Genomic DNA, 13,457 nt, shown 5'->3' with positions numbered 1-13,457 from the left:
GGGCTACGCTGGCTGGTGTGACGTCCCGAGTCCCGGTGCTCCTGTCCAGTTCCTCGGTCTTCCCCGAGCCGACCGCCGCGGCGTTCCAACTGGCCGCGGCGCTCGGCTACGACGGCGTCGAGGTGATGGTCTGGACTGACGTGGTCAGCCAGGACGCGGGCGCGTTGCGCGGCCTGTCGGCGCACTACGGCGTGCCGGTGCTCTCGGTGCACGCGCCCTGCCTGCTGGTCACCCAGCGGGTGTGGAGCCCGGACCCGTGGCAGCGGCTGCGCAAGGCCGCCGAGCTGGCCGAGACGCTCGGGGCACCGACGGTGGTGGTGCACCCGCCGTTCACCTGGCAACGCGAGTACGCGCGCGGCTTCGCCGAGGGGCTGGCCACCGTCGCGGACCGGTTCTCCGGGCTCCGCTTCGCGGTGGAGAACATGTACCCGGTGCGCATGGCCGGGCGGCAGTTCGTCCCGTACGTCCCCGGATGGGACCCGACCGACACCGGCTACCCGTCGTACACCCTGGATCTTTCGCACTGCGCGGCCTCGCACAGTGACCCCCTCGCGATGGCCGACCGGATGGGCGCGGGGCTGGCCCACGTGCACCTGGGCGACGGCACCGGCGGGGGCCGCGACGAGCACCTGGTGCCCGGGCGCGGCACCCAGCCCTGCGCGGAGTTGCTCTCCTCGCTGGCCGGGCGGGGGTTCACCGGCGCGGTCGCCGTCGAGGTGGCGACCCGGGGCGCGAAGAGTCGCGCGGTGCGCGAGGCGGACCTGCGGACCGCGCTCGAATTCGCCCGCGCGCACCTCACCGCGCCGTCACCGGTCGACGTCTGACATCGCCGCCCGGCCGGCGGGTCAGCTGACCGGGGTCAGCGACTCGGTGGTCGAGGTGGGCTGCGGGGCGACCGTCGCCTGTTCACCGACCGCGGCCCGCTTGCGGGCCCGGTGCGCCGCAACGTGCGAGCGGGTCGCGCAGCGCTCCGAGCAGAACCGCCGGCAGCAGTTGGACGACGTGTCCAGGTAGACGTTGCCGCACCGCTCGTCGGCGCAGACCCCGAAGCGGGCGCTGCCGTACTCGCAGAGCCACACCGAGAGCCCCCAGACCGCGCCGGCCAGGTATTCGGCGCTGACCGACGCGCCCCGACTGGTCACGTGCATGTGCCAGTCGCTGGAGTCGTGCCCGGAGATGCGCGGCTGAACCGGGAACGCCTCCAGCAGCGCGTTCAGCTCGGTCACCGCCTGGGCGTCGCGCCCCGAGGTGCCGTACTCGAAGACGTCACGCAACCGCTTCTGAGCCCGCCGGAAGATCGCGACATCGCGGTCGGCGACCTCGTCGCGCATCCAGGCGTTGTCGTCGGGGAAGAGGGCCCGCAGGTCGTCGAGGTCGTCCAGGCGGGCGTTGACCAGGTCAACGCCGGTCCGGGCGTACGCGTCGAAGTTCACACCCCAACGGTAGACGACTCACGGGGTGCGCGGCGCGTCGATGTAGTGCGGCAGGAACCGCGCGTAGCCGTCGGTGATCAGACTCGCGCTCTCCCGGACGCCCAGCCCGGCCGACTCGCCGTCGACGATCCAGCTACCCAGCACCGTCCGGTTGCCGGCGAACTGTGGCAGCGCCCGGAACTCCTGGTAACACCAGCCCTCGTCGCCGTAGATCCCCGGGTTGGTGATCTCCTCGCCGGCGGTGACGATGCGTACCGAGCCGCCCTCCCGGCCGAGCAGCGGTTTGGCCACGTACTCGGGCATGCCGCGCGGCGAGTCGAGGTACGCCGGGAGCAGGTATTCGTGCCCGGGGTACAGCTCCCAGAGGATCGCCAGCAGCGCCTTGTTGGACAGCAGCAGCTTCCAGGCCGGCTCGATCCAGGTGGTCGGGGTGCCCGGGGCCAGCGCCGGCGGCCCGTACGGCTCGGCGAGCATCCACTCCCACGGGTAGAGCTTGAAACAGGTGGTCACCGGACGGTCGGCGGCGTCGACGAAGCGCCGGCCGTCCCAGCCGATCTCCTGGATGGGTTGCAGCTCGACGTCCAGGCCGGCCTGGCGGGCGGTCTCGGCGAGGTAGCCGGCGGTCATGTGGTCCTCGCCCGACTCCTCCTCGTTCGACCAGAGCACGTGCACCCGCGGGTCGTGCAGCCCGGCGCCGATCTTGGCCCAGGCGCCGACCAGCCGCTCGTGCAGGCTGTTCCACTGGTCCAGGTCGGGGCGGGTCTGCTCCAGCCAGTACCACTGGATGATGCTCGCCTCGACCAGCGCCGTCGGGGTGTCCGCGTTGTACTCCAGCATCTTCGGCGGCCAGTTGCCGTCGTACGCCAGGTCGAAGCGCCCGTAGAGGGTGGGCGGCGTCTCCCGCAACGACCGGGCCACCGCGTCGGTGGCCCACTCCGGGATGCCGAACTCGGCGTACCGGCGCTGCGCCACCACGTGCTCGGCGGCGGCCACGCACATCCGGTGCAGCTCCTCGGTGGCCTCCTCCAGCCGCAGCACCTCGTCGAGGTCGAAGGCGTACGCGGCGGTCTCGTCCCAGTACGACATGATCCCGCCGTCGGGGAGCTCGGTGTCGACGTAGACCAGGCCCTGGGCGCGGATCGTGGCGTCCCAGTCGGGCCGGGGCGTGACCGTCTCGCGGCGCACGTCAGCCGCCGCAGGAGGCGAGGTGGGTGCCGAACCCGCCGCGCTCGGGCAGGGCGGCGCTGGTCGGCTCCCCGGTGGTACGCGCCGTGGCGGAGGCGGGCACCCGCATCGCCAGCGCGACCGTGTCGCCGCCACCGACCGGCCCGAGGGCGCAGTCGTCGTCATCGTCGTCGTCCGAGGTCAGGTTGCAGCCGGAGAGGGCGAGCGCGAGAGCGGTGAGCGCGCCGAGCTGCACGGAGGCCGACCGAAGCCGGCGGCGGGGGCTTTGGTTCACGGCATCGTTGTAGCTGATCGACGCCAGCACCGCAGCCCCAGCCGCCGCCGGGCGGGGCTCCTGGCAGGGGCGATACGCTCGGCTCATGCTCCGTTCCGTCATCCTCGCCGCCTCCCGGTCATCCCAGGTCGAGCGGCTCGTCGCGACCGCCCCGTACACCCGGGACGTCGTCCGCCGGTTCGTCGCCGGCGCCGCCACCGACGACGCGTTGCGCGCGACCCGCGGGCTCGTCGACGACGGTCTGGCCGTCACCCTCGACCACCTGGGCGAGGACACCGTCACTCCCGAGCAGGCCACGGCCACCCGGGACGAGTACCTGAAGCTGCTGTCGATGCTCGGTGGGGCCGGGCTCACCCCGGCCGCCGAGGTGAGCGTGAAGCTCTCCGCGCTCGGCCAGATGTTCGACGAGCAGTTGGCGTACGACAACGCGCGGGCGATCTGCGCGGCCGCCGACGCGGTGGGCACCACGGTCACCCTGGACATGGAGGACCACACCACCACCGACTCGACGCTGGAGGTGCTGGCGAAGCTCCGCAAGGACTTCCCGTCGACCGGCGCGGTGCTCCAGGCGTACCTGCGGCGGACCGAGTCGGACTGCCGGGAGCTGTCCTCGGCCGGCTCGCGGGTGCGGCTCTGCAAGGGCGCCTACAAGGAGCCGGAGTCGGTGGCCTACCAGTCGGCCCGCGAGGTGGACAAGTCCTACGTCCGCTGCATGAACATCCTGATGTCCGGCGACGGGTACCCGATGCTGGCGACGCACGACCCACGGATGATCTCGATCGGCGAGGACCGGGCCCGCTGGTTCGACCGGGGTCCGGAGCGCTTCGAGTTCCAGATGCTCTACGGCATCCGCCCGGAGGAGCAGGCCCGGCTGGCCGGTGAGGGCTACACGGTGCGCACCTACGTCCCGTACGGCGACGAGTGGTACGGCTACCTGATGCGTCGGCTCGCCGAGCGCCCGGCGAACATGGTCTTCTTCGGCCGCGCCCTGATCTCCAAGAAGTGACAGTCGGTTGACGCACCTGGCTAGCAGCGTTAGCTTTTGGGCTATGACTGATAGCCAGGTGTGTGGCGGTGCCTAGGGCCGGGCTCAACCAGCAGACCGTGGTACGCGAGGCCGCCCGCCTCGCCGACGAGGTCGGCTACGAACAGCTCACCCTCGCCGCGCTCGCCAGCCGGCTCGGTGTCGCGCTGCCCAGCCTCTACAAGCACATCCGCGGGGCGGACGCGCTGAGCCAGAAGCTCTCCGCGCTCGCCACCGCCGAACTCGCCACCGAGCTGACCACGGCCGCGGCCGGGCGGGCCGGCGGGGACGCCCTGCGCGCGATGGCCGACGCCTACCGGGCGTACGCCCGCCGGCACCCGGGGCGCTACCCGACCACCCAGCGGGTGCCGGACCCGTCCGACCCCGAGCACGTCGAGGCGGGCGAACGCGCGGTCGGCGCCATCTTCGCGGTGCTGCGCGGCTACGGGCTCACCGGCGACGACGCGGTGGACGCCACCCGCGCCCTGCGCAGTGCCCTGCACGGCTTCGTCGCCCTGGAGGCAGCCGGCGGCTTCGGGCTGCCGCGCGAGGTCGACCGCTCGTACCACCAGTTGGTCGCCGGCCTGGACACCGCATTCCGCTCCTGGCCGGCTCGCGGGGTCTGACCGACCCGTTCGGGTCGGGTCGGCCTCGCCCGATTCGCCGATTGGTCGTACCCTTCGCCGGGTGACTGACGGGGTGCAGCAGCCAGCACCGCGGCGGCTCTGGCCGCTGTGGACCGTACTCGTCGTTGTCGTTCTGCTGCTGGGTTGCGGCCTTCCGGCGGCGCTTGTGGTCGGCGCCATCCGGGAGGCCGGCGGCCGGGCCACGCTCAGCCGGGCCGGCGTCACCGCCACCGACGACCCGGCCACCGCCGTCGCGCGCGGCCTCTCCGACCGGATGACCGCCCAGCTCCGGCGGCAGTCCACGGCGCTGCTCGGCGGCGATCGGACCGGCTTCCTCGCGGTCGCCGACCCGGCCGCGCACACCGACCTGCGTCGTCGCTTCGCCGCGCTGCGGGCCCTCAAGGTGACCGTCTGGCGGGCCGAGCCGAGCGGCCTGCCCACGCCGGTCGTCGGCAAGCCGGGGGAGTGGCGGCTGCTGGTCCGCTTCCAGTACTGCTTCGTCACGGCCGACTGCCGACCGAGCCCGGTGCTGATCGGCACCCGCTGGCGGGAGAACGGCGACCAGCCCCGACTCGTCGCCGTCGAGGAGTCCAAGTCCGCCGAGACCGGCACCCGGCCGTGGGAGATCAGCGACCTGGTCGTGGCGGTCGGCGCGCGCACCATCGTCGCCACCACACCGGCGCTGCGCGGCAAGCTGCCGGCCCTGTTGACCCAGGCCGAGGCGGCCGCGAAGGTCGCCGACACGTACGTCGTGGCCGGCTCGCCCCCGGACCGCTACCGGATCTTCTACGCCGGGCGCACGGAGTGGCAGCGCTGGTACGGCGGCGGACGCCCACAGTGGACCGGCGGCTACGCGGTGACGGTCGGTGGCGGCCACCACGAGGTGGTGCTCAACGCCGAAGGGCTGCCCGGCAGCGGCGCCGACGACCTGCTGCGGCACGAGCTGACCCACGCCGCCTCGCTGCCCGAGCGCGGCTACCCGGGCAAGACGACCTGGTGGCTGGTCGAGGGACTGGCCGAGTTCTCGGGTTCCGGCGGTCGGCCGGTCGACCGGTACGAAGGGCTGGCCGAGGTGCGCAAACTGGTCGGGAGCGGTTGGGACGGCCGGTTGGAGGGGATCACCCCCACCGACGACGCGCCCGCCGAACGGGTCGGCGGCAGCTACGGCGTCGGCTACCTCGCCGTCCGGCACCTCGTCGACCGGTTCGGGCCGGAGCGGCTGCTGACGTTCTTCAAGGCCGTCGTGCACGACCGCGCGACGCTCGCCGCCGCCGCCGACGAGGCGTTCGGCGAGGACTGGTCGACGTTGCACGACGAGTGCGTGGCGTACATCCGCGCCGCCGCCGCGTGACGGTGCACCGTACCATCGATGGGTGCGCCGCCCCGACCTGCCGAGGCCCGCAAGCGCCACGCGGCCCCGCCTGCTCATCGCCCTGACCGCCGTCGCCGTCCTCACCACCACCACCGCCGCCTCCTGCGGTGACGACCAACCGCCGGTCGCGCTCGCCTCGGCGGCCGTCAACCCGGTCAGCGAGGTGATCGACGCTCCGGCGACGGTGACGGCCCGCGCCGCCGCCAGCCTCACCGCGCCCGCCGACGGCACCCTGGCCAGCCTGCGGGTCCAGCCCGGACAGCGGGTGAAGCGCGGGCAGGTGCTCGCGGTGGTCGCGTCCCCGTCGGCCCAGGCCCGCCTGCGTCAGGCGAAGGAGGCGCTGGACGCGGCCAAGCGCGCCGGCCGGGGCGTCTCCACCGGCAACCTGACCAGCAGCCGGCGCAGCACCGACAAGGCCGCCGACGAGGCGTTCGACGCCGCCCGCGAGGCCGCCGAGAAGATCGCCGACCAGCAGCTACGGGACGCGCTGCTGGCCCAGGTGACCTCTGCCCAGCGGCAGTACGCCGCCGCCGCGCGCAGCGCTGACGCGGCCGTGCGCGCGGTGCAGCGGGGGATCAGCGGGTTGAACTCCGCCGTCGGCTCGCTGTCCGCGGCGCAACGGCTCCAGGCCCAGCAGGCGTACGACCTGGCGAAGGCGACCGTCGACGCGCTGACCCTGCGCGCCCCGATCGCCGGAGTGGTGCAGCCGGGCGGCACCCGGTCCGGCGGTGGCGCGAGCGGCGGTCTGGCCGGGTTGTTGGAGCAGGCCGGTGGGGCCGGGCTCGACCCGTCCGCGTTGACGCCCGCCCCGGCCGGTCCGCCGGCCGGAGTCGACGACGCCGTCGTGGTCGGCGGTCTCGTCACCGCCGGCACGCCGGTGCTGACCATCGTGGACACCGGGCAGCTCGGGCTGCTCGCCGACGTGGACGAGACCGACGTGCTGCTGGTCAAGCCCGGGGTGACGGCCACCGTCGAGCTGGACGCCGTCAGCGGTGCCAGCTACGACGCCACGGTCCGCTCGGTGGACGTGCTCCCCACCAGCTCGGCGCAGGGCGGGGTCACCTACCGGGTACGCCTCGCACTCGGCGCGGGGAAGCTGGCCGAGGACGAGCCCGCCCCCACGCCCCGCCCCGGCATGAACGCGATCGTGCACCTGCGGGTACGCGAGGCGGCCGACGCGGTGACCGTTCCCGCCTCGGCCGTCTTCTCCGCCGACGGCCGGGACGCCGTCTGGGTGGTCCGCGACGGAAAGGCCGACCGGGCACCGGTGACCGTGGGCGTCCAGGGGGCCGACCTGGTGCAGATCCTCAACGGCGTCCAGGCCGGCGACCGGATCGTGGTACGCGGCACCGACCAGGTGCGCGACGGCCAGGAGGTGCGGTGAGCGACACCCCACCGGCCATCGAGGCGGTGGACGTGTCGCGCACGTACCAGCTCGACGGGGTGTCGGTCGAAGCGCTGCGCGGGGTGTCGTTGACCGTGCGGGCGGGGGACTACGTGGCGCTGGTCGGGCCGTCCGGCTCCGGCAAGTCCACCCTGATGCACCTGTTGGGCGGGCTCGACCGGCCGACCGGTGGCCGACTGGTGATCGGCGGGCGGGACGTCAACGCTCTCTCCCCGCCGGAGATGGCCACCCTGCGCAACGAGACGATCGGCTTCGTCTTCCAGGCGTTCCATCTGCTGCCGCGTACCTCGGCGGTGGAGAACGTGGCGTTGCCGCTGGTCTACCGGGGGGTGTCGGCCCGGCAGCGTCGGGAGCGGGCGGCGGCGATGCTGGGCCGGGTCGGTCTCGGGCACCGGCTCGACCACCGGCCCAACCAGATGTCCGGTGGCGAGCAGCAGCGGGTCGCCATCGCCCGCGCGCTGGTCACCGAGCCGACGGTGCTGCTGGCCGACGAACCGACCGGCAACCTGGACAGTGTGACCGGCGCGGCGGTGCTGGAACTGTTGGAGCGGTTGAACGCGGAGTCCGGGGTGGCGTTGGTGATGGTCACCCACGACCAGGAGGTGGCGGCGCGGGCCGCACGCCGGATCGCCATGCGCGACGGTGTGGTGGTCGCGGACAGCGCCGGCGATCTCCATGATCGACCGCCGTCCGTCGACCACGGTCGACCTGAGACACTGGTCCCCGCTCCCAGCGCGGAGCCCCGGTCCGTGTCCGGAAACGGCCCGGGGCACCCGTCCGGTGGCTCCGGTGGGCCCGCCGGAGCCACCGGACGCCTTCCGCACGAGGCCGCGCGGGCCGACGTGCGTGAGCTCGGCCCGCGCCGCGCCGGGGCCGAGATGGTCGAGCCCGGGGACGGTACGGCGTGAGGGTCGCCGAGGCGTGGCGGGTGGCGCTGGATGCGTTGCGCGCCAACCGACTGCGCAGTTCGCTCACCATGCTCGGCGTGATCATCGGGGTCGCGTCGGTGGTGCTGCTGGTCGCCATCGGCACCGGCACCAAACAGAAGGTCGAACAGCAGGTCGAAGGGCTCGGCTCGAACCTGCTGCTGGTGGTCCCCGGCAAGATCGAGGTGGGCAACGCCCCGGTGGTCTCGCCGTTGACGCTCAAGGACGCGGACGCGGTCTCCCGCGTCGTCGGGGATCCCCAGCGGGTGGCGGTCACCGTCGCCTCGGGGGCGACCGCGCGGGCCGGCGCGCGCTCCGACTTCACCACCGTGCAGGGCGTGCTGGAGACCACGCCCACGGTGTTCACCCGCTCGCTGGCCCGGGGCCGTTACCTCACCGGCACGGACGTGGACACCAGCCGGCGGGTAGCGGTGCTCGGCGACTCGGTGGCCCGCGCGTTGTTTCCCGACCGCGATCCGCTGGGTCAGCAGGTGACCCTCGCCGGCGTGCGGTTCCGGGTGATCGGCGTGTTCGCGCCCCTCGGGCAGAGCCTCGGCGTCGACCGGGACGACGAGGTGCACGTACCGGTGACCGCCGCCCAGCGCCTCTGGGGCACCCAGCGGGTGGACGGCATCGCGGTCAAGGCTCCCGACCGGGAACGGATCGACGAGCTGGGCGAACGCATCGTCGCCGAGCTGAACCGTCGGCACCCGGACACCGAGTTCAGCGCGGTCACGCAACAGCAGATCCTCGGGGTGCTCGGCGACATCCTCGGCGTACTCACCGGGGTGCTGGCCGCCATCGCCGGCATCTCGCTGCTCGTCGGCGGCGTCGGCGTCTCCAACATCATGCTGGTCAGCGTCCGCGAGCGGACCCGGGAGATCGGGCTGCGCAAGGCGGTCGGCGCGCGGCCCCGCGACATCGGCGTGCAGTTCCTGCTGGAAGCGGTGCTGCTCACGACCATCGGCGGGCTGACCGGGATGGCGCTCGGCGTGGGGACCGCCCTGCTGGTGGACGCGTTGTCACCGATCCCGGCGGCGATCACGTGGTGGTCGTTGGCGCTGGCGTTCGGTGTGTCGGCGGCGGTGGGGATCGTCTTCGGCGTGGTCCCGGCGCAGCGCGCCGGCCGGCTCGACCCGGTGGTGGCGCTGCGCGCCGAGTGAACAACCGGACGACGGACGCAGCCGGGGAGATAACGGCGGGCCGGATCGGGTGAACCCACCACCGAAACATGATCAGTTGTACGAAGGGATCGCGCCGGTCACAGCCGTCCCGCTACCGTACTGGTAACACGCGCGTCGCCGCCCGGCCCGGAGCATCCGTCGGGTTGGCTCGCGCCGGGCATGGGATGGGTCGGTGAGCCATGGCCGGGTCGCAGTCCGACGGACGGCTGTCGGAGGTCAAGTTCCTGACCGTCGCGGAGGTGGCGACGGTCATGCGGGTGTCGAAGATGACGGTCTATCGCCTCGTGCACAGCGGTGAGCTGACCGCCGTTCGGGTGGGCCGGTCGTTCCGGGTGCCCGAGCACGCGGTGCACGAATACCTGCGGGGTGCCTTTCAGGAAACCGCCTGAGCCACCGCACGGCCGATCGAGCGCTCGCGAGGCGTGATGGACGGGGGCGCGTTGGTCCTGCTGACGCTCTCCGGCTACCCTGGAGCGCGACCGAGACCCCGCCGGTGCGCCCCGCCGCCCAGACTGGTCCGGTCCGTTGTCCGCATGCGGTCTCCGTCGCCACCTGCGTGGTGTCATCCGGTCCGCCCCGCACGTTGTATCGAAAGGCTGTCGTATGGGCTCGGTGGTCAAGAAGCGCCGTAAGCGCATGGCTAAGAAGAAGCACCGCAAGCTGCTGCGCAAGACCCGCGTCCAGCGTCGCCGTCTCGGCAAGTGACAGTCGCCGGGCCCAGCCCGGCAGCAGCGTCACTTGCCAAACTGTCGACCTCCGGAGGCTCAGGTGATCAGGCCGTGGTCGTCCCGGCTCGATCCCGCCTGTCGGCGTAGGTGCGTCAGATGACCCCCGGTAGCACCCCAGGTGCTCCGGGGGTCGTCGTCGTGACCGGGGTCGGTCGCTACCTGGGCGCCCACGTGGCCGCCCGGCTGGCCGCCGATCCGCGTATCGAGCGGGTCATCGGCGTGGACGCGCCGGAACCGGCCGCCGAGTTCACCGACCTGCTGGACCGCGTCGAGCGGATCCGCGTCGACCCGGGTTCGCTCGGTGGGCTCCTGGCCGACCTGGACGTCGACGCGGTGGTCCACCTCGCGTTGGTCAGCTCCCCCGACCCGCAGCACGGTGGCCGGTCGGCCATGAAGGACCAGAACGTCATCGGCACCATGCAGCTCCTCGCCGCCTGCCAGCGCGCGCCCCGCCTGCGCAAGCTCGTGGTCCGCTCGTCGACCGCCGCGTACGGGGTGTCGTTCCGCGATCCGGCCGTGTTCACCGAGGAGACCGAGCCGCGCGAGGTGCCACGCGGCGGTTTCGGCCGCGACATCCTCGACGTCGAGGGGTACGTGCGGGGCTTCCGCCGCCGTCGGGCCGACGTGACCGCGACGGTGCTGCGCTTCGCCCCGTTCATCGGTTCGACCGCCGACACGACCCTGACCCGCTACTTCGCGCAGCCGTTCGTGCCGACCGTCTTCGGCCGCGATCCTCGACTCCAGTTCCTGCACTTCGACGACGCGTTGGAGGTGCTGCACCGGTCGATCGTGGAAGACCATCCGGGCACCTACAACGTCGCCGGTCCCGGCGTGCTGTCGCTGTCCCAGGCGATCCGGCGGGCCGGTCGGGTAGCCGTGCCGGTGTTCGAGCCCGGTCTCTCCGGCGCCGCGGCGCTGGCCCGCACCATGGGGGTCGGCCGCTACGGCCTCGACCAGGTCGACCTCTTCGTCCACGGCCGGGTCGTCGACACCACGCGCCTCGAGCAGGAGTACGGCTTCACGCCGCGCTCCACGGCCGAGGCGTTCGAGGATTTCATCCGCGCCCACCACGGCAGGGCGGTGCTCAGCCGGGGCCAGTTGGCCGCCGCCGAGCAGTTGGTGCTGGACGGCATCCGGCAGGTCCGGGCCGCGGTGCGGGAGCGCACCTCATGACCGGGCCGGGGCAGGAGCCGCAGGGGATCGGGCGGTACGACGTACCGCCGGTTCCGCCCGTGCCGGACGCGGAGCCGGCGCGGCGCAACGGCCACCGTCCAGCGGCCCGGCTCGCCCCCGCCGCGACGGCCGGTGACGAGGTCGACCTGCCGACCGACGGCCCGGCTGATACACCCGCCGCCGAGGCCGACGGCACGACGCCCGACGAGCCGACCAGCGAGAGCACGCCGGCGTCCGGCGGCGGCACCGCGTCGGCTTCCGGCGGTGGCACCGCGTCGGCTTCCGGCGGTGGCACCGCCCCCGCGGTGGCGGACCGGCCGGGAGACCAGTGGGATCGTCGGGTCGCGAACGGGCTGGCGTTCCTGCGTCGACGGTTGGCCGGGGACTACGAGGTCGACGAGTTCGGCTTCGATCCGGAGCTGACCGACGCCGTCTTCCACCCGTTGCTGCGGCTGCTCTACCGGGACTGGTTCCGCACCGAGGTCAGCGGGGTGGAGAACGTACCCGTCGACGGGCCCGCCCTGGTGGTCGGCAACCACTCGGGCACCGTGGCGCTGGACGCGTTGATCCTGTCGGCGGCTCTGCACGACAAGCACCCGGCCCACCGCTACCTGCGGCTGCTCGGCGCCGACCTGGTGTTCCGGATGCCGGTGGTGTCGGAGATCGCCCGCAAGACGGGTGGCACGGTGGCCTGCAACCCGGACGCCGAGCGGCTGCTCGGCGGCGGCGACCTGGTCGGCGTCTTCCCCGAGGGGTTCAAGGGCATCGGCAAGCTCTACGCCGACCGGTACAAGCTGCAACGGTTCGGTCGAGGTGGCTTCGTCTCGGCGGCGCTGCGTACCGGCACGCCGATCGTCCCGGTCGCCATCGTCGGGGGCGAGGAGATCTATCCGATGCTCGCCGACATCAAGCCCCTCGCGCGACTGCTCAAGCTTCCGTATTTTCCGGTGACGCCGACCTTCCCGTGGCTCGGGCCGCTGGGCATGGTGCCGCTGCCCAGCAAGTGGCTGATCGAGTTCTGCCCGCCGATCCCCACCGCCCACCTGACCGACTCGGCGGACGATCCGCTTGTCGTCTTCAACCTCGCCGACCAGGTGCGGGAGACCATCCAGCAGACCCTGCACACGCTGCTGGAACGGCGACCCGACCCGTTCGGCCCCTGACGCTCAGCCGGCGCGGCGGCGACGCTGGAGAGCCAGGCCGGCGGTGACCGCGCCGGCGACGAGACCAGCCGCGGCCGTCGACGGTACGGCGATCTTGACGGCCCGACGGCCGGTTCGGAAGTCCCGTACCTCCCAACCACGCTGGCGGGCCTGCCGCAGCAGGGTGCCGTCCGGGTTGACCGCCACCGCCCTCCCCACCGCAGAGAGCAGCGGCAGGTCGTTGGCCGAGTCGCTGTACGCCGCGCAGCGGGTCAGGTCCAGCCCTTCCACGGCGGCGAGCTGGGTGACCGCCTCGGCCTTCGCGGGCCCGTGCATGAGATCACCCACCAACCGCCCGGTGTACGCCCCGGCCCGCACCTCGGCCACCGTGCCGATCGCACCCGTCAGGCCGAGTCGGGCGGCGATCACCCGACCGATCTCCACCGGGGCGGCGCTGACCAGCCAGACGCGCTGGCCGGCGTCCAGGTGGCCCTGGGCGAGCTGTCGGGTACCGGCCCAGATCCGGGGCGCCATCAGCTCGTCGAAGATCTCCTCCGAGAGCCGTTCCACGTCGTCGACCCGCCACCCCTCGACGAAGGCCAACGCGGCCTCCTTCGCCTGGGACATGTCGCCCGCGTGTTCCCGGGCGAGCAGCCGGAACCGGAGTTGCTGCCAGGCGAAACGGGCCAGGTCGGCGGTGGTGAAGTAGTTCCGGGCGGCGAGCCCCCGGGCGAACCAGTAGATCGACGCGCCCTGCATCATCGTGTTGTCGACGTCGAAGAAGGCGGCGGCGGTCGGGTCCGGTGCGGGCGGGGTGACCGACGCCAGGTCGGTCTCCGCCCACCCGGCGGTGTGCCCACGGACGTCGGTGCTGACCGTCACCTTGCGGCTGCGCGCCACGCGACTTCCCTCCTTCAGCAGCTACGACGATGCCTCCAGCGAGGGTATCCGGAGCGCACGACCGACCGGCCGGGCACGGGAAACG

The 13,457-nt window shown here is 73.1% G+C and carries 15 protein-coding genes; 11 read left to right on the top strand and 4 right to left on the bottom strand.

All coding sequences use genetic code 11. The annotated features are described in order from the left end of the window. The first annotated feature begins 17 nt into the window (after positions 1-17). Complete coding sequence (locus ACN263_RS27170) at positions 18-824, top strand: sugar phosphate isomerase/epimerase family protein (protein WP_422737091.1); 807 nt, start codon at positions 18-20, stop codon at positions 822-824. Positions 825-845: 21 nt separating this feature from the next. Here the strand turns inward: ACN263_RS27170 and ACN263_RS27165 are convergent, their stop codons facing one another. The 3 genes from ACN263_RS27165 to ACN263_RS27155 are packed head-to-tail and all read right to left on the bottom strand — an operon-like array spanning position 846 to position 2,892. After that, positions 846-1,433, bottom strand: coding sequence for a CGNR zinc finger domain-containing protein (locus ACN263_RS27165; RefSeq protein ID WP_355050824.1), 588 nt, complete (start codon positions 1,431-1,433; stop codon positions 846-848). A gap of 18 nt (positions 1,434-1,451) precedes the next feature. Then, positions 1,452-2,618: a glutathionylspermidine synthase family protein gene (locus ACN263_RS27160; RefSeq protein WP_422737090.1), complete on the bottom strand. Its 1,167-nt coding sequence runs from the start codon at positions 2,616-2,618 to the stop codon at positions 1,452-1,454. 1 nt (position 2,619) lies between these two features. Continuing rightward, the gene (locus tag ACN263_RS27155) at positions 2,620-2,892 is read right to left on the bottom strand and encodes a hypothetical protein (protein WP_422737089.1); all 273 of its coding nucleotides are present in this window, start codon (positions 2,890-2,892) and stop codon (positions 2,620-2,622) included. Between the two features lie 85 nt (positions 2,893-2,977). Between ACN263_RS27155 and ACN263_RS27150 the strand changes: the two genes are divergently transcribed. The 10 genes from ACN263_RS27150 (at position 2,978) to ACN263_RS27105 (ending at position 12,493) form a co-directional block, all read left to right on the top strand. After that, complete coding sequence (locus ACN263_RS27150; RefSeq protein WP_422737088.1) at positions 2,978-3,898, top strand: proline dehydrogenase family protein; 921 nt, start codon at positions 2,978-2,980, stop codon at positions 3,896-3,898. A gap of 68 nt (positions 3,899-3,966) precedes the next feature. Next, on the top strand, positions 3,967-4,542 hold the full coding sequence (locus tag ACN263_RS27145) for a TetR/AcrR family transcriptional regulator (protein WP_422737087.1): 576 nt from the start codon (positions 3,967-3,969) through the stop codon (positions 4,540-4,542). 61 nt (positions 4,543-4,603) lie between these two features. Then, complete coding sequence (locus tag ACN263_RS27140) at positions 4,604-5,893, top strand: hypothetical protein (RefSeq protein ID WP_422737086.1); 1,290 nt, start codon at positions 4,604-4,606, stop codon at positions 5,891-5,893. 22 nt (positions 5,894-5,915) lie between these two features. Further along, complete coding sequence (locus ACN263_RS27135; protein WP_422737085.1) at positions 5,916-7,298, top strand: efflux RND transporter periplasmic adaptor subunit; 1,383 nt, start codon at positions 5,916-5,918, stop codon at positions 7,296-7,298. Continuing rightward, complete coding sequence (locus ACN263_RS27130; RefSeq protein WP_422737084.1) at positions 7,295-8,227, top strand: ABC transporter ATP-binding protein; 933 nt, start codon at positions 7,295-7,297, stop codon at positions 8,225-8,227. The genes ACN263_RS27135 and ACN263_RS27130 overlap by 4 nt, the downstream gene beginning before the upstream one ends. Continuing rightward, positions 8,224-9,408 (top strand): ABC transporter permease, encoded by a 1,185-nt coding sequence (locus ACN263_RS27125; protein ID WP_421473346.1) that lies wholly within the window; start codon positions 8,224-8,226, stop codon positions 9,406-9,408. Before ACN263_RS27130 ends, ACN263_RS27125 begins: the two co-directional genes overlap by 4 nt. A 200-nt stretch (positions 9,409-9,608) precedes the next feature. Beyond that, positions 9,609-9,818, top strand: coding sequence for a helix-turn-helix domain-containing protein (locus ACN263_RS27120; RefSeq protein ID WP_007465625.1), 210 nt, complete (start codon positions 9,609-9,611; stop codon positions 9,816-9,818). A 214-nt stretch (positions 9,819-10,032) separates the two neighbouring features. Beyond that, complete coding sequence (locus ACN263_RS27115) at positions 10,033-10,134, top strand: 30S ribosomal protein bS22 (RefSeq protein WP_007465623.1); 102 nt, start codon at positions 10,033-10,035, stop codon at positions 10,132-10,134. A gap of 119 nt (positions 10,135-10,253) precedes the next feature. Next, positions 10,254-11,330, top strand: a complete 1,077-nt coding sequence (locus ACN263_RS27110; protein WP_422737083.1) for an NAD-dependent epimerase/dehydratase family protein — start codon at positions 10,254-10,256, stop codon at positions 11,328-11,330. A gap of 305 nt (positions 11,331-11,635) precedes the next feature. Continuing rightward, a complete protein-coding gene (locus ACN263_RS27105; protein ID WP_422740837.1) occupies positions 11,636-12,493 on the top strand; it encodes a lysophospholipid acyltransferase family protein in 858 nt (285 codons plus the stop codon). A gap of 3 nt (positions 12,494-12,496) precedes the next feature. Here ACN263_RS27105 and ACN263_RS27100 read toward each other — a convergent pair whose 3' ends face one another. Continuing rightward, on the bottom strand, positions 12,497-13,372 hold the full coding sequence (locus ACN263_RS27100; protein ID WP_422737082.1) for an HAD family hydrolase: 876 nt from the start codon (positions 13,370-13,372) through the stop codon (positions 12,497-12,499). Between the last annotated feature and the right edge of the window lie 85 nt (positions 13,373-13,457).

The organism is Micromonospora sp. WMMD729, from assembly GCF_049315225.1.
Lineage (GTDB): Bacteria > Actinomycetota > Actinomycetes > Mycobacteriales > Micromonosporaceae > Micromonospora.
The sequence above is the reverse complement of the archived record's forward strand: the minus strand, read 5'-3'. Positions and strand labels throughout refer to the sequence as shown.